20 protein-coding genes are annotated in these 14873 nt (G+C 55.4%); 5 read left to right on the top strand and 15 right to left on the bottom strand.

Annotated features, from left to right (window positions below):
- Nucleotides 1-54 precede the first annotated feature (54 nt).
- The 15 genes from WW58_RS02045 to WW58_RS12780 all read right to left on the bottom strand — a co-directional run bounded on the left by WW58_RS02045 (nucleotide 55) and on the right by WW58_RS12780 (nucleotide 11308).
- Nucleotides 55-1011, bottom strand: coding sequence for a hypothetical protein (locus tag WW58_RS02045; protein WP_143296648.1), 957 nt, complete (start codon nucleotides 1009-1011; stop codon nucleotides 55-57).
- A 31-nt stretch (nucleotides 1012-1042) separates the two neighbouring features.
- Nucleotides 1043-1483: a hypothetical protein gene (locus WW58_RS02040; protein WP_046434984.1), complete on the bottom strand. Its 441-nt coding sequence runs from the start codon at nucleotides 1481-1483 to the stop codon at nucleotides 1043-1045.
- A gap of 47 nt (nucleotides 1484-1530) precedes the next feature.
- Entirely contained in the window at nucleotides 1531-2697 is a 1167-nt protein-coding gene (locus WW58_RS02035) for a phage protease (protein WP_046434982.1), read from the bottom strand.
- A 159-nt stretch (nucleotides 2698-2856) separates the two neighbouring features.
- A complete protein-coding gene (locus WW58_RS02030; RefSeq protein ID WP_046434979.1) occupies nucleotides 2857-4974 on the bottom strand; it encodes a phage portal protein family protein in 2118 nt (705 codons plus the stop codon).
- Nucleotides 4971-5669: a hypothetical protein gene (locus WW58_RS02025; protein WP_046434977.1), complete on the bottom strand. Its 699-nt coding sequence runs from the start codon at nucleotides 5667-5669 to the stop codon at nucleotides 4971-4973. Before WW58_RS02025 ends, WW58_RS02030 begins: the two co-directional genes overlap by 4 nt.
- Complete coding sequence (locus tag WW58_RS02020) at nucleotides 5666-6595, bottom strand: terminase large subunit domain-containing protein (protein WP_046434975.1); 930 nt, start codon at nucleotides 6593-6595, stop codon at nucleotides 5666-5668. Before WW58_RS02020 ends, WW58_RS02025 begins: the two co-directional genes overlap by 4 nt.
- Nucleotides 6588-7148 (bottom strand): phage protein Gp27 family protein, encoded by a 561-nt coding sequence (locus WW58_RS02015; protein ID WP_046434973.1) that lies wholly within the window; start codon nucleotides 7146-7148, stop codon nucleotides 6588-6590. Before WW58_RS02015 ends, WW58_RS02020 begins: the two co-directional genes overlap by 8 nt.
- A 76-nt stretch (nucleotides 7149-7224) precedes the next feature.
- Nucleotides 7225-7482 (bottom strand): hypothetical protein, encoded by a 258-nt coding sequence (locus tag WW58_RS02010; RefSeq protein ID WP_046434970.1) that lies wholly within the window; start codon nucleotides 7480-7482, stop codon nucleotides 7225-7227.
- Entirely contained in the window at nucleotides 7479-7796 is a 318-nt protein-coding gene (locus WW58_RS02005) for a hypothetical protein (RefSeq protein ID WP_046434968.1), read from the bottom strand. Before WW58_RS02005 ends, WW58_RS02010 begins: the two co-directional genes overlap by 4 nt.
- Nucleotides 7784-8338 carry an N-acetylmuramoyl-L-alanine amidase gene (locus WW58_RS02000; protein WP_046434967.1) on the bottom strand — a complete coding sequence of 185 codons (555 nt, stop codon included), beginning with the start codon at nucleotides 8336-8338 and terminating at the stop codon, nucleotides 7784-7786. Before WW58_RS02000 ends, WW58_RS02005 begins: the two co-directional genes overlap by 13 nt.
- Before the next feature lie 29 nt (nucleotides 8339-8367).
- Nucleotides 8368-8997: a hypothetical protein gene (locus tag WW58_RS01995; RefSeq protein WP_046434965.1), complete on the bottom strand. Its 630-nt coding sequence runs from the start codon at nucleotides 8995-8997 to the stop codon at nucleotides 8368-8370.
- 96 nt (nucleotides 8998-9093) lie between these two features.
- The gene (locus WW58_RS01990; RefSeq protein ID WP_102734099.1) at nucleotides 9094-9345 is read right to left on the bottom strand and encodes an excisionase family DNA-binding protein; all 252 of its coding nucleotides are present in this window, start codon (nucleotides 9343-9345) and stop codon (nucleotides 9094-9096) included.
- Nucleotides 9346-9452: 107 nt separating this feature from the next.
- The gene (locus WW58_RS01985) at nucleotides 9453-9860 is read right to left on the bottom strand and encodes a hypothetical protein (protein ID WP_288143393.1); all 408 of its coding nucleotides are present in this window, start codon (nucleotides 9858-9860) and stop codon (nucleotides 9453-9455) included.
- A gap of 86 nt (nucleotides 9861-9946) precedes the next feature.
- The gene (locus WW58_RS01980) at nucleotides 9947-10924 is read right to left on the bottom strand and encodes a hypothetical protein (RefSeq protein ID WP_143296649.1); all 978 of its coding nucleotides are present in this window, start codon (nucleotides 10922-10924) and stop codon (nucleotides 9947-9949) included.
- Nucleotides 10925-10993: 69 nt separating this feature from the next.
- Nucleotides 10994-11308, bottom strand: coding sequence for a helix-turn-helix domain-containing protein (locus tag WW58_RS12780; RefSeq protein WP_087393293.1), 315 nt, complete (start codon nucleotides 11306-11308; stop codon nucleotides 10994-10996).
- Between the two features lie 54 nt (nucleotides 11309-11362).
- On the opposite strand from WW58_RS12780, the gene WW58_RS01970 reads away from it, so the two are divergent.
- The 5 genes from WW58_RS01970 to WW58_RS01955 are packed head-to-tail and all read left to right on the top strand — an operon-like array spanning nucleotide 11363 to nucleotide 14851.
- The gene (locus tag WW58_RS01970) at nucleotides 11363-11581 is read left to right on the top strand and encodes a hypothetical protein (RefSeq protein ID WP_046434957.1); all 219 of its coding nucleotides are present in this window, start codon (nucleotides 11363-11365) and stop codon (nucleotides 11579-11581) included.
- Nucleotides 11582-11594: 13 nt separating this feature from the next.
- The gene (locus WW58_RS12775) at nucleotides 11595-11759 is read left to right on the top strand and encodes a hypothetical protein (protein ID WP_162610367.1); all 165 of its coding nucleotides are present in this window, start codon (nucleotides 11595-11597) and stop codon (nucleotides 11757-11759) included.
- Nucleotides 11760-11763: 4 nt separating this feature from the next.
- Complete coding sequence (locus tag WW58_RS01965) at nucleotides 11764-12006, top strand: sigma factor-like helix-turn-helix DNA-binding protein (RefSeq protein WP_162610368.1); 243 nt, start codon at nucleotides 11764-11766, stop codon at nucleotides 12004-12006.
- A 10-nt stretch (nucleotides 12007-12016) separates the two neighbouring features.
- Nucleotides 12017-12805: a hypothetical protein gene (locus WW58_RS01960; RefSeq protein WP_288143392.1), complete on the top strand. Its 789-nt coding sequence runs from the start codon at nucleotides 12017-12019 to the stop codon at nucleotides 12803-12805.
- Nucleotides 12806-12811: 6 nt separating this feature from the next.
- Nucleotides 12812-14851 carry a hypothetical protein gene (locus WW58_RS01955; protein ID WP_046434951.1) on the top strand — a complete coding sequence of 680 codons (2040 nt, stop codon included), beginning with the start codon at nucleotides 12812-12814 and terminating at the stop codon, nucleotides 14849-14851.
- Nucleotides 14852-14873 lie beyond the last annotated feature (22 nt).

The following is a 14873-nucleotide window of genomic DNA, read 5'->3' as shown; positions in this document are numbered from 1 at the left end:
TAGTTGTTGTTAGTCTTTGCCTCCCGCTTCCGCAACGGAAGCGGGAGGCCATGATCAGCTGATCGTCAGGCGGCTCACGCAGGGCGGAGCCGTTACGGCGTACGTATGCTTCATATTGATTTCGTACCAGGTGGTATGGATGCCGCGCTCGTAGTAGCTTTCTACGTTTTCCGCGTAGGCGTCGCCGCCGGCGCTCAGCACCTTGAGGCCGGAGAAGTCCCCGACGGTCATTCCCTCCTGGGCATAGGTCAGCCATACGTCGTCACCCAGCAAGTTGGTTCCTTCAAACTCCACGGATGGTCCTGCTTCATCCTTGCCAACGGAGACATTGGCCACCATTACCTGGAGATCGTCGGCGGCATGGACGCCCAGCAGTTGCTTGAACAAGTCAACGGTCAGTTCCCTGGCGCTGTTGTAGGTGATGGCATCCAGGATGGCGGGGGAGGCCCCCAGCACATCCCACTTCTTGCTCGGAATCAGAATGCGGTTGGGCTTGATGCCGGCCTGGGTTTCCATGCGGTCAATCTCGTCCTTGAGTTCCTTCATTGGATCGGCGGAGGAAGACGACCAGTTGCCCACGCCGGAACGCGCCTGAACCTGGCTGCGGAAATGGTCAAACCCGTCGGCAATCATGGACCTTTGCCAGACGCCCAGAAGCGTTCCCGTCCTGGCCTCCGCTTTAAGGGCGGCCACTTCGGAGCGGCGGGCGTCCAGTTCTTCCCTGGACAAATGCAAATCCTGATCGTCGATGCCGATGCGCAGACTGTGGTCCTCCAGGGCAAATGGATGTGGTGTGCAAACCAGGTCCAGGCTGCGGGCGGATTGATGGCGTCCGCGCGAGGTGTCCACGCGACGGAACGCATATCCCTGGGGAAAATAGTCATACGTCCCGCTGTCTCCGTCCACCTTCACGGACGGCGCGATAAAGGACAATGGATTGACCGGAGAACGGCGGAACCAGCCCACCACCATCTGGTGCAACGAGTAACAGTAAGTGTAATTTGTGCTCATATCAGTTAATGGTTAAAAGTTAATAATGATGTTATTCGGAGGCTGCCTCCACTTTGTAGGGCTTGCACATGATCACGTTGATCAGCTGCCCGGCCTTGGTGGTGGCCACGTCCTGAACAGCGTAACCCACAATCAGGTCGCCGGCGGTTTCCGAGGATGCGGAAACGGTACCGTCAGCGTTACGCTTGAGCGGGGTGTTCATCTTGATGGTGCCGGGGTCTGTGCCCAGCTGGGCCTGCACGATGGACTGGCTGGACCACAGGATGATGGATGCCCCGGTCCGATTGCCCAGCATGGAGCGCAGCTGGCCGTCCGGCTCGCTGATCACGCCATGGGGCATTGTGTCGTTGTCTTCCAGGGCGATTTCCCCGGCAGCATTGATGGAGGCAAATTTGCCTTCATGGAGGTGGCCCTGCTTGCTGGCTTCCTCCGTGTATTGCCGGCGCAGCACCGGCTTGTCATAGACGATCATGGTTGATTTCCTTTCGTGTGTTGGTGTGTTGGTTGTTGCCGGATGCCTTAGCGCAGGCCGTCCTGGTAGTCCTGGCGGGCATCGCGCCAGACGCGGGCGTATTCGGCAGAGTTGAGTTGACGCCCCAGCTTGTGTTCTTCCTTATCCACGCGGCCCTGGCAGTAGTCCGTCATGGCTTTCTCCTGGGTGTTCACGTCGCGCCTCATTCCGTTGATGCGCACGCTCACATCCCGGTTGGGTTTCTGGCCCTGCATCCGCGTGTTGACGTCGCGCAGGGGAGCCAGGTTCGGGTAACGCCGTTTGCGGCTGTTGGTGTCCGGTCCTCCGGATGCGTTGGCGGCAGCCAGAGCAGCGGTCAGTTCCTCCACCTTGGACTTGAGGCCTTGGACGGCGGCCAGCACGTCTTCCGCGTTGGCGGATTCGTCCAGATCCATCTCTTCCGCGAGTTGCATCAGGATGTTTACGGCAGCGCTGCCGTCGTCGTTGGTGTCCTTTTCCGGGTCATCTGGGTCAGTGTCCGAATTCGTGTCGGCGGGTTTGTTATCCTCCTGGGCCGGAGGGGTGGGAGGCGTCTTTTCCTCGGTCGGTTCATCCGGCGTCTGGTCCAGCTCGCTGTTCTTGTCACGCTTCGGCTTGGTGATGGCCGTGCGGGTCTTGTTGGTCGGTTTCATGTCTTTGTCTTGTTGGTTATCTCGGTTTGCTTGTTTGCGAGAATTGGTCATCGGGAGTTGTCCCTTGTGGTTGGGGTAGTTGGTTACGCTCAGGCCGGCCAGCCGGACCGGAGCCACCACGCGGTTGTCAATCACTTCAAAATCCGGGTAATCGTATTCTGTGGAAAAGAACACATATTCCCCTTCATTCACGGCCTGGTGTCCCTTGGGGGTCCATTCAATCCAGGCCCAGAGCATATCCCCTTCCGCGTGCAGCGCCTTCACCCAGCCGAACGCCTTTTCAAATTTGTGCTGCTCGGAGGTGGGCAGACCGCGCCCGTCGGTGTCTTCCAGGGAAAAACTGTCTTCCAGGATCATCAATCCCTGGGCATCCAGCCGGGCCTGGTACACCGTGTCGGAAGGATCGTTCAAGGCTCGCCGCAGTTCATCCTGCATTTTGGGCGTCCACTCGCAGGTTGGCTCCACCGCAAACCATCCGGCAGCCGGCACTTTCCCCAGTTCATAGGGCGCATGGGGCGCTTCGTTAAACGGTATCACTTTCATGTCTTAAATTCGCTCTTGTTCTTTAGTTCTTGTGTGTTAGCTTAAAGATCCGGTCGGCAACTTGCTTTTGCGGTGACGCATGAGCTTGAGCAAGTAAACTGGGGCCAAAGCCCGTGTTATCCGCCCGTAGGGCCTGGTTCATGACCGGGCCTTTCTCTTTTATGGTCGTTTGTCTTTGTAGGCCGTGTTCAGTTTGATCTGTTTTTTCCCGTCGTTGAACAAAACCGCTTTGGAGCCTTTCTTGCCCCGTGCCACTACTCCGGTGCCATCTTTGGAGCGTTTGCCCGTGACAATGGCCTGGGCTGCTTTCCGGGCGGTTGTCTCTCCCTTGTCTATATGCTTCTGCGCGTGTTTGGCTCCGTAGTAGTCCTTATGCCCTCCATCCACCGTTAGATCTTTCTTGCCGACCTTCACGCCAGTTTTCACGCTGCCGCCTTTCATGGCCGTCCTGGTGATGGCCTTTTCCACCGCATCCACTTTTTCGGTGACTGTGGCATTTTGGCCGGCTTTCAATGGCGTGTTGCTCCTGCCGGATCTGGTTTCCCCTTCACGCCCGACGCCACGGTTCCGGCCGGTTCTTCCTTCCTGCCCCCAGCGCACTCTGGCGGCGTGTCTGGCCGCTTCCGACCGGCTCATCTTCCCGTTGGTGTCCTTCCTTTCGTCGTCATCCTCCAAATTTGCGATTTGCAACGGGGTTGCAACGAGGGTTCCCGGCTCTTGCGGGCCGTTTTGCATCTCGGTGTCCATGGCGGCTTTTAAGGGGGCCTGTAGCGTTTCCGCCAATTTGGCCACTTCTCCTATTCCCGGCACCTCCGCCATACGGCGCAGGGTATCGAGTTCATCCTTGCTCAATGCCGGTTCCTGGGTGCGGCTGTTGCAGTCTTTTCGCATGCAGGACTGGTCAAACGCTTCACGCGCTGCCGGCCACAGCATGGTTGGCGCATAACGGGTGTGCATCTCCCGCAGCAGGGGAGATTGCAAGCCCAGCCCGTCAGCTCCCGGCATGGCCTGGGTGGTGACGTTGTACCCGGTCAATTCCTGCACCTGGTCGTCGGGAGTTCGGTAGCCTACTCCGGCCAGCTGGGAAATGTTGGTGACGCTGGCCACCGTGTCGTCCGCTTCCGGGTGCTTGATTTCCAGTTCCACGTAAATTTCCTGGCCGGGGTGCCATTGTTCGATGATGGGCCGCACCATACCCCGGTTGAGAACGCCGGCAATGTCCTTGCCTTCGGCCGCAGCCAAATCGTCAAAGCCGTCTTCGTGCGTTGAGCCGGTTTCCGTGTTGGTGCCTGCCCCAGGAGCGGTCAGCATGGTCATCTGGCCGTTGGTGGAGCGCAGCACCAGTTCCTGGGTGGACAGGTCGATCAGTTTGAGAAACATGTCCGGCGTGCTGGCCGGTACGCTCACGGCCTTGACATCAGCACCGGGAGGTAGTGTGCCGCAGCTGTTGCTGATGCACTGCATGGCCATTTTCAGATAAAGCGTCTTGGTGTCTTCATCCGTTCCTTCCGGCATGATCACAAAAAACGGCGGCGTGCCGTAACGTCCGTTGCAGGTCATCCACTGTGCCTTGGCGTTCTTGCGGTCCAGGCACAGCATCATGGCCACCTGGTCAATGGGACGCGGGCAGAGCCGCGTCAGGATGGACCATTCTGGCACGGGTACCTCTTCCGCCCGCGCCGTTCCAAATGTCGCGCGTGGGTTCCACTGCCATTTCCCATTGTAGCCGTCTCGGCTCCAATTCCAGTTATCGGTAACTTGCAGGATAAATTCACGGGAAGTCTCCACCATTTGCAACCGGCGGAAATGCCTGAAAGATGCCTGACCGAACGCGGCGATCGCTTCGTCCATATTGGATATGGCATTGCAAAAGTCCTTGGCCGTTCTGAGTTGGGCGTCTGCAATAGCGTCTTCCAAATCGCTCAGGCCTTTCTTTTTGACGATGCGCCAGGGTAGCTTTTTCAGGGCGGTGTCCCTCTTTTCCACGCAGCTGGCCAGCACGGCATCGGCCGGTTCCAGCTGTTCCCATATCCACTGCACCTGTGCGTACGCTCCGCGCAGGGCTTCATTCATACAGGAGCGCACGGTGGAAATGTTCAAAAAGTCTAGGGGAGGCGTATAGGACAGATGCCGGGATTGGTCGCCCAGGATGTCGCGCAAGTCCTGCTCGGTAAATACCACCGGCTTGCTGTCGCTTTTCAGGCGGGCAGCCTGTGCTGGTGTCAGCGTGAGATTGCCCAGAGTTCCTCCCTTTCTGAATTTATTGTTCCGGCTCATGCAAACGGTCTTTCATCAAGGTTTTGGTTATTCCACAGGCCCGCCTGATTAGCAGCTTGTGCCCAGGAGTTGTTCACGTCGCGCCGGCCCGGTTCGGGGGGAACTACGACAAAGCTTTTGCCCACAAATCCCCAGTAGGCCAGTTTGCCGCTGTCAAACGTGTCGGCATGGTTGCCGTTCTTGTCCGGCTTGCACTCAAACTTGGCCCCGTTGCGCTTGACCAGCCGATGATCATCCCTCAGCCATTTGCCGGAGGGCATGGCGATCAGGCCATCTTCCAACGCGCCACAGTACGCGGACCCCATGGCCGTTTTGGCGTCGGTCTTTTCTCCCTCGTAGATGACATTGTTGTTCCCAGCAAATCCGATTACGCGAATTTCGCCGGACAGTCTTTGTCGCAGTTTGTTAGCCGCAAATTTTTCATTGGATTTATCGACCACCAAGGCCTTGCGATATGATTTGGCGATGGGTTTGAGGACGTGCCGGATGATGGATTCCATCACGTCCAGGTCTTCCGTCTTCCATCGCACAACCAGCCGTTCATAATAGACGCCTTCCCATTGCTCCATCACTGTCAGCGAGCTCGGGTTGGACTTGTCCTCAATGGTGGACGCCACATCCAGGCCTAGGCATACCTTGCCGCCTTTCAAGTGTTCCGCCCATGTGGACGGTATCAATGTCTCATAGTTGCTCATGCTGCCAGTACCTCCTTGCTAAGATCAATGCCCGTGCAGCACTGCGCTCCCTTGTACATGGCGTTGTTGAGCCACGCCAGCTGCACGGCGGATTGCCCGCCCTGAACAAACTTGAGCGCATAGTTGCGATCGGCAGATGCCTTATCCATGGCGTGGGCGCGGTATTCTTCAAACGCCACCGGCTTGCCGGAGAGCGGATCGAACAGGGACAGTCCCGCCAGCTCGCTGTCAAAAATGTCCACACGGTGGACCGGATAGCCGGCCTCCGTCTTGTAAAAATTCCCCTGGGCGTTGGGCGTGAATTCCAGCGGGCCGGGGTTGAGAAAATCATAGGTGAAATGCTTGTCGTCCTCCGGCGGCGTCGTGAACATCCACATCAGAAAATCAGGATTGCGGGAGATGATCGGCTCCACAGCGTCCAGGACCGCCCGGAAGTCTGGCCAGAACCCTACCTCGTCGCCAAACACATCTCCGGTCCAGCCGCGCGCCGTGTCCGGGTTGGGGGCCAGAATCTTGGTGCGGCTGTAAGAGGTGCGCGTATGGTAGATGCGCACCTGGGCCGTCTGCTTGTCCATCAGTTCCGCCAGATCATCCACGGCCAGCAGCTTGTGAGAACGCTTGTCCACCACATTGCCGCCCAGTTCCTTGCCCAGGGCTTCCTGTTTTGCCCGTAGTTTGGCCAGCGCGTCGTGCCAGATTTGGGCCTCTTTTTCCACGATTTCCTTGCCCGTGGCAATGGATGCGCTGACAAAATAACAACTCCGTCCGGCACGTTCCAGCATGCGGTCTATCGCCTTGGCGGCAATAAGGTAGGACTTGCCGCGCTGCCGAGCCCACAAAAAAAACATGGTGCGCAGCCGCAGCCAAAAGGCCACTTCCTGGAAGGTAAGCAGATTGATCAGGGGCTGGGAGTTGCCTTTATCCATTGATAAATTCCGGTGTAATTGTTTGTGCCTTGCCAAACAGCAGCGGGCGCAGCATGGCCACCTTCTGGGCGTCACTGCCCTCGCCATTGACGATTGCCTGGACCTCCGGCGAAAGCGCCTTGTCCAGCAGTGCCTGGGCGGCCATCGTCTGCCATTTGTCGATGTCCAGTTGCAGGCGAGTGGATTCCAGCTTGCCCTTGGCGTAACTTTGCACGATGCCGAACAGAGTTTTCAGGGTTTTGGGGTCGCTGCCTGGTGAGGTTGCCAGGTCAAACACCGTGGAGCGCACAGCCTGCAAGGTAGCCTCGTCCAGGTCGGAGGCGTCCATCTTGTTGAGCTTGGCGGCTATGTCCTTGCGGCGTGTCGCCATCAGCGGCTGGACGTGGTTGTGGTAATACTGCGCGATGCTCGTCAGGCTCCAGGTGATGCCGTCTTCCGCCACCCGTTCCTGCACGGCCTTGTAGGTCGTGCCGGAGAAAAACATCTCGTCCACCGCATCCCGGAGGTAGGGCGGCAGATTGGCAGCTACGCTGTCCTGACGGAGTTTCTTCATCGGTATTTAATGAATAAATATAAAGCGGTTAGGCTAAAGGCCATGGAAGCAATGGTAACAATAGCGTCCGGGATGGTCATATCTGTCCAAGTTGTAGTATTCCGGCATCCGTGATCATCCACTTGCGTTCCCCGGTCAGCTCGTTGCGGGTGCCGATAATGCAGGAAGATTGTTCCAGGTCCGTAAGAGCGTCTTCCAGTTCCAGCAGCGTGGGGCGCGGCTGCACGTCCAGACAGACCTCTGCGCGCAATGCTTCGTCGCGCATCGTGTAGGTCTTGGGCATCCGCTTGAGACTGCGCAGGATGGCGATTTTAACCTTGGCATGTTGGTTCATAGTGATTTCCGTGATTTAAGAATTTCAATCATCATGTTTTGCTGTCCGTACATCTCATTGAGCTTGACCGTGATTCCGGTTAGGCGCGCGTGGAGGTCGGACACCTCCGCCCGGTGTTGTTGCTTGATTTCGGCAACTTCTTCACGGGTGGCGAATTTATCTTCCAGATAAACGCGTTGGGCATCCTCTGATTGCTGGGGGGATTTGCGCCCCCTGGCTACCCATCCGCCGGACGCACTCAGGACAGCCACGATGATGCCTCCGACCACTTCAGGGGGAATACCTGATGCGGCATCTGCAATCAGGCCCCACATTGTACTGCGTAAGCATGGATGCCGTGAGCAACGGCCTGAGCCAGTACCTCACCCTTTTCATGCAAGAATTCCACATCAGAATCCACGGACAAAAACGCCCCTTCCACAATCACCGCCGGGCACACGGTGCCCTGTAAAAACACGTCGCCACGGTTGGCATAAGGCGTCCGTATGTTGCGGTCGGCCAGCTCCGCAATCAGGTCAAACTGCGCGTCTATCGCTTTGGCCAGGGCAATGCCTTTCTTGCTGCCGTCGTAGTGCACCACTTCATGCCCCCCCTTACAGGCTGGGCTATCGGCGGAGTTGAGATGCAGGCTCACGGCTACATCGGCGCCCCAGGCGTTGATGGCTACGCATTCATTCTTGATGCTGCGGCTGTAATCCTCGCGCCGGAAGACGCGCACCTGGTGCCCCAGCTTTTCCAGTTCTCTGACGATTGCCGGCGTGTACTGCGCCCAAAAAGGATGCTCTGCCAGGCCGTCGCGGCTTACTGCGCCCTGGTCGCCCGTGGAGCAATGCCCTATGTCCAGTGCTACTTTCATAATTAGTTAATAGTCAAAGTTAATAACGATTATTTGGAAGTAGCCTGCACCACGGGCGGCACCACAACCACGTCCGGGGTGGACTGGGACCAGGAAACGCTGTGATTGTCACGGTCCACCACCAGGGACGAGCCGCCACGGATGACCACCACCTGGCCATCCGTAAGAGCCACGCTGGCGGCGGTCTGCTTATCCGCGCTGCTGCAAGCCCAGGTCATCATAACCAGGGACATGCCGATCATCAGCAGGAGGGCGGAGCCGCCGGCGCAGGACGTGTTGGACGCTCTCGGCGCTGACTCGTCAACGCCTCCATCCTGATCACCGGTCGGCTCCGCAAATTGATATTTGCCCACGGTCACAAACCGGAGCAATACGTTGACCGCCCCAAGAGCGGCTGTAAATTCCACAGGGTTGGATTCAAGCCAATCCCTCACTGCCGGCACCAATAAAGAGGCCAGGGCGGCAGCGTTGATCCAAAATGTCCGGCTCAAATACCAGGGCGTATTATTCTTTGCCGTTTGCTGCGTGGCAGCTGCCCCGGCGTTTGATTCGTTCGCCTTCGGCTCGCTCACCCCGACGTTTCCCAACGTGAGGGTTTGTTCGTCATGCGTTCCACTATCCGTTGCAGCTCCAAAATCTTGTTTTTGCGCGTCGTTCATGTGGGCAGTTTAGCCCATTTCCCGGATGGTGCTGCGGCGTTTGCGGCAAAAGCGGCGTTTGCCGCAAAAGCTGTATTTGCGGCATTTGCGGCAAAATTAAAGGGGCAGCGTCAGTTGCTGCATGTCCCGCGCATACTGCACCGCCTGAGCCTGCGCCCTGGATGCGACATCTTTTACTTGCGCCCTGTACATCAAAAATTTACGGCCTCCGCGCCTGGCACGCCAACCGATCAATTCGCCGTCCTCTATCATCCGGCGCACGGTGTCCTGGCTGTAACCAAGGATTCGGGCGGCCTCCGTCACTCCACAAGTTCCCCCCTTCACCCAGCGAGTGATATTTGCGTCCATGTGCATAATATAACACACGGGCAACAGCCTTGTTCCAATATTTCAGGCCATGTAAAAACCCCATGCAATGATATTGCATGGGGTTTGTAAGAGGAATGTAGGAAAGATTATTTGAAAGGATCACAATCCTCTGGATTATTGGGATCATGATAGAAAAAGTCTTCCGTGGTAGCGTGGCTTGTTTCTGTTTTCTTGTAAACGATAACTACATCTTTATCAGTTTCGTACAAAGTACCGACATATTCTTCATCGTAAATAGGATCTAGTAATTTGTGGAGATTATCTTCAACAGTATCTCGATCAACACTCCCCTTTTTTACAAGGTCATCATTGTCTATTTCTTCTTGTACATATTCTTCCGTCAATTGATCTTTTGGGATAGCTCTCCAGTAATAAGTAGTTGTTTTTAATGTATTTAACTGTTTATCAAACTCTTTCTTCTTTAGATATTGAACTGCTTTCATTGGAAATACAGCCTCTGATTGCACCATACGGTAAGTGGTCCATGCTTGCATCAAGGTTATACATGCCGCAAGGCCAATTAGAGTGTATATCTGCCATGTTTTCATCCTACTATTTTTCTCCAAATTACAAATATCCTTTATTCTATGGATTTTAAAATGTACCTCTTATAAATAGGATTTCCCTTACCATCTCTGATATAAACAGCATAAATATCTGCACGAAAAGGCCTATCTAGAGAGTGGGCGAATATCTCTTTTTGTAATTCTGGTGAATCAACAATGAGCTGTTTTACTGTTTTAGGTAAAGGTATATTTTCATCCTCCTCTACTTGTGCTGACCAACTTACTTTCTCCTTACTCTTGCTCATTCGCGTTACGTTTAACAAGACTCCACCAAAAAAGGCTTTTTGCTCCTTTTGTTCCGGCTCTTCGTATTTATCAGGCACAAAATTTAACTGATCTTGTGTCAAAATTGGCGGCGGTAATGCAGACCCTTCTTCTTCATTTCCCAAAGTAATTGCGGAAACAGGTTGTCCATTAGGGGATTTTAATTTAACTAATCCTTTTTTTGCTGATTCAAACAATGTAACTTTTTTTTCCAAGGCTTTATCCACAGCCTCTAAAACCGCATCTATTTCCATTTCTCGTCCTGGATATTGTCTTAGTAATACTTCCTTGAGTTGTGGAGACGTATTTTCCCCAATAATGATGGGAGCATTGTTTTCTATACGGATATCATTTCCTATCAAATTATTCGTTCTACCGCCCTCTTTAAAAACGTCTATTCCCTTCCATAAGACAGCGGCAAGACAGATGGGAATAACGATTTTTGGATCCATACTATTCAATGCTGGTAGAGTTTTTTCAGTAATAAACTTGAGTTTTTTTAACCAAGAACTACCTGATTGTATTGATCCAATGGCAAGCCCTTCCAATGCTACCCGTTCCTGATATACCTCGGAAAGAATCGGAGTACAACTTTTTATTACGCTATCTAATCCGCTCAGAACATCCCTTAAGGAACGTGATGTCATAACTCCATCGTGTGATAATTTGATAAAAAAATCACCAGATAGTTCGTATTCAGATCCTTTCATAGCTATCTCTTCACTCATATTATTTCCGGCAACTTCTTATTTTTTTTTGGTTATGTCAAGAGAACTGTTCCCCCGCGAACATTTTTGCTAAATTTTTTTCAGCCACCCCTGCATGGCTGATTTCAGCATCTTCAGCTTCTCTTCAGACTTGAGAGCGCGGTCTCGCCAATGATTGTCCTGCGGGGCAGGATCTTTTGTGCGAGATGTTTCTCCAGATATAAGCCATTCCATAGACACTTCCAGTGCTTTTGATAGCCTATAAAGCACCTCCGAGGATGGCATGCCTTTCTCATTACAATAGTTTGATATAGCTCCTTGAGGAACACTTGCAATTTCTGAAAGCTCTTTTTGGTTAATGCCTTTCCGCACCATTGCCTCCATCAGTCTGTGAGAAAAATTCATAATTATGATATTTCTTCCTTGCTCTCAATTCATAAATCGTATATCTGATTTCTTATGTTCGCACGAGCACAAGAGAAACACAAGGCCAAAGCCCTGACCGGGAATCTGGTGAAAGCACGGCAAGAACTCAAGGACAAGGGCTGGAGCTATAGAACAGCTGCCCCGGAATTAGGTGTCTGTTACCAGCACTTGGCCAGCGTCCTCACAGGGATAAGACAGAGTAAAGCTCTGCTGGACAGGATTAGCAAGCTTCCTGAACGCCTCCGCCATTAACATCAATATCACTATGCGGGACATTGCAAAATTTGCTGGAGCCGTTGCCGTTATGGCCCTGATGGGCTGGCTGGTGGCCTGGGCGGTGGTGTATTGCCTGGACAAGGAAGCCGCCCAGATCCGCGAGGGCCTCAAGGATGCCCGCACCGCCGTGTTGCCTGTACCCCTCACCAAGTAACGCCATGCAACCTGAGGCCGACGTGAACATGAACACCCCCATGACGGAGGAAGAATGGGCCATTTGGCAGGCCCTCTGGCGGGTGCCGGAATTCCGGCGCCATTATGGCCTGGATCATGCCGGCAGCCTGACACAGCGCGAAATTGGCCTCTATCTGGGCCTGACCCGGCAACGGGTTTTCAGCATTGAGCGCGCCGCCATGCGCAAAATCAAAATCGCTTTCAGAAAATTCAAAGATGAAATATGAGATTCAGATCATGCCTCAAAATGAGGTGACAACTACCAACCGGGATTGGGAAATTGCAATCGTCCGGGCCAACGCGCTCCACGGCCAAATCACCGGATTGACAAATCAGATTCAAAACCTTGAACAAAAACGCTGGATGACGGCGGTGGTGTTGGGCGGGTTGCTAGGTAGAATGAAATCCGCCTCTCAACATGGTGATTTTCAAAAACTATTTAATAGTAAAAAGGATAGCCCCAAAAGCGAATCATGGTTCGTTTTTGATAAAAGGACGGCTCAAAAATACATGAAACTCCACCGGGAAGTGCTCAAGCGCGCCAAAAGGCTGGGCACGGTGGATGTGGCGCTTATAGAAAGCGGACGCCGAGACGCCCGCACGCTGGAAGAGATCAGCAAGCTTTCCGACGCTGACAGTCTCCGGCAAGCCTACTTTGACTTTGGCGTGGTCACTCCGCCCAAATCTCACGGATTCCAGGCATCCGGCAACCCTGACGGACGCCCGGCAAGGGAAAAAGAAACCGATCCAGAAGCGGAACTCGCGGAAGCTAGGAAGCTGGCCGCCTATGCCAAAAACAAACTTTGCCAGGGCTTAAGCGAATTCTGCGATCTTGGCCGCCATGCTCTACTGGACAAGGACGACCTGGCCGCCCTGGAAATCGTGCTGCGCTCCACCCTGGACCAGGTACAGGCCGCCCGCAAATCCGCCCAGGACCGCCCCAGCAATCCGAACAACCTTCCTGTGGCGGATGTGTTTGCCGGTCACGGCGACGGCCTCCCATCAATCCCTTTCCCCGCAGTTTAAGCCACTATGAAAAAAGTACCCGTACCTGCCCATGATCCAGACTGGCTGGCACTTGACATGCCTACCCGCGACCGGGTTTATTGCTGGCTGGCGGCCCTTTCCGACTTGCCTTCCGGCTTGCCGGTATGCGGTACGGGCGGCATCATCGACCGGCTGTCCAAGGCCATGGGGTGCAGCAAGGGGCTTGCCAAAAAAAGATATTATGCCTGGCGGGAAGACCCCGGCAACTGGCGCGCCCTGGTGAACGGCAACACGCTTAAATCCCGCACCGCCGACACGGGAGTGCATTCCCCCCGTTTCATTGCCTGGGGCAAGGCCATATTGGACAAGCACCAGAGATCGGAACAGCAGGGCATTCTGGAAATCCAGCACCGCATCATTTCCGGCCGGGAACAAGTGCCGGGGTTCGAGGACTGGACCAAAGCCACATTGCCGCCCGGATGCTCTGCGGCCAATCTCCGCAAAGTGCTGGCCCGCACCAAAGCCGAAAAACAGCAGGGCAAATGGGGATCGCGCGCCGCCGCTGCCGTGCTGCCTTACGTGCGCACTTCCCGCGTGGGGCTGCCCGTGGGAGGTCAATACATGTTCGACGACGTATGGCATGACCACTACGTCACCTTTGCAGGCAAGCCTGTGCGCGTGCTGGAATTCGGCGCCCATGACGTTGCGTCCGGCTGCCGGTTCGATTGGGGGCACATGCCCTTTGTGACGTTGCCGGATGATCCCAAGAAACGCAAAGCGCTGGATAATGAAATGTTCCGCCTCTTCCTGGCCAACATCCTTTATTCCACCGGCTACCACCCAGATGGCTGCCTGCTGATGATGGAACACGGCACGGCCAACCTTTCAGAAAAATACATTGCGGCGCTTCACGACCGCACGGGCGGCGTGATCCGCGTGGGCATGGGCGGCATAACCGGAGCCGGCAACGCCCTGATGGGCGGCTGGGCCGGACGCGGCGCGGGTAATCCCCGTTATAAAGCCATGATCGAATGCTTGCACAGCCTGATTCACAATGTGCTGGGGGCGTTGCCCGGACAGTCAGGCCGCGACCGCCGCCAGCCGGAAAGCACCGACGGCATGATCGCCTACCAGAACCAGCTGTGCAAGGCGCTGCCGCGCCTGGGCGAGTATGCCGACATGATCAAATCCCCCTTCCTGGATTTTTACCAGTTCAGTCTGATTCTGCGGGACGTGTACGCCATCATCAACAACCGCACCAACCACATGCTGGAAGGCTGGCGGGAATGCGGCCACATGATCCGCGAGTACGCGCTGGCGGAAGGCGTCTGGACGCCGGAGAACAAGCTTCCCGATCCCACCAGGGGACAGGCGGAATTGCAGGCATGGCAGGCCATCCGCGCGCTGGTGCTGGCCGATCCCTCCCGCCTCCGGGAAACGCGCCTGTCTCCCTCCGCCGTGTGGGAACAGGGCAAAAAGCAACTCTGGCGCATACCGCTGGACCTGTACGTCACCCTGCTGGGACCGGAAAAGGTGCGTACCCTGACCGTCAAACGGGGGTACATGACCTTGCAGGACAAAACGCTTTCCCCGGAACCGCGCATCTATCACGCCTATTATACAGACCTTGACGACGGGCGCCGCCATGAACTGGCGGACGACAAGCACGACGTAGTGATCAACCCGTTCAAGCCGGACACGGTGATCGTGCTGGACAAGCGCGGCGGCATCCTGGGGGCGGCTCCGTTGAGCGTGGCCGCCGCCCGGAACGACGAGGACGCCGTGAAATCCCAAATGGGCCTGATCGCTTCCCGCCGCGCTGATCTGATGATGGACTACAAAGTCCGCAATGCCCCCGCCAGGGAAAGCGCGGCGGCTCTCAAGGAACACAATGATGCCGTGCTCCGTCTGGCGCGCCAGCAGCCTGACGTTCTCCCGGATGACCGGGACGCGCTGCCCGGCGCCCCCTCTGTCCCCGGCGTGGACGTGTTCGCCGCTCCATCCTTGCCTGACAGGGAAGACGAACCGGAGCCAGAAGCAGGAGCGGAATATCACCTTTCCCTGGAAGACATGATCCCCGGCTAAAGCTCTTTTTTCAAACAACAAC

This window comes from Akkermansia sp. UNK.MGS-1 (genome assembly GCF_000980515.1).
Lineage (GTDB): Bacteria > Verrucomicrobiota > Verrucomicrobiia > Verrucomicrobiales > Akkermansiaceae > Akkermansia > Akkermansia muciniphila.
This window is presented reverse-complemented; position numbering and strand designations above follow the sequence as displayed.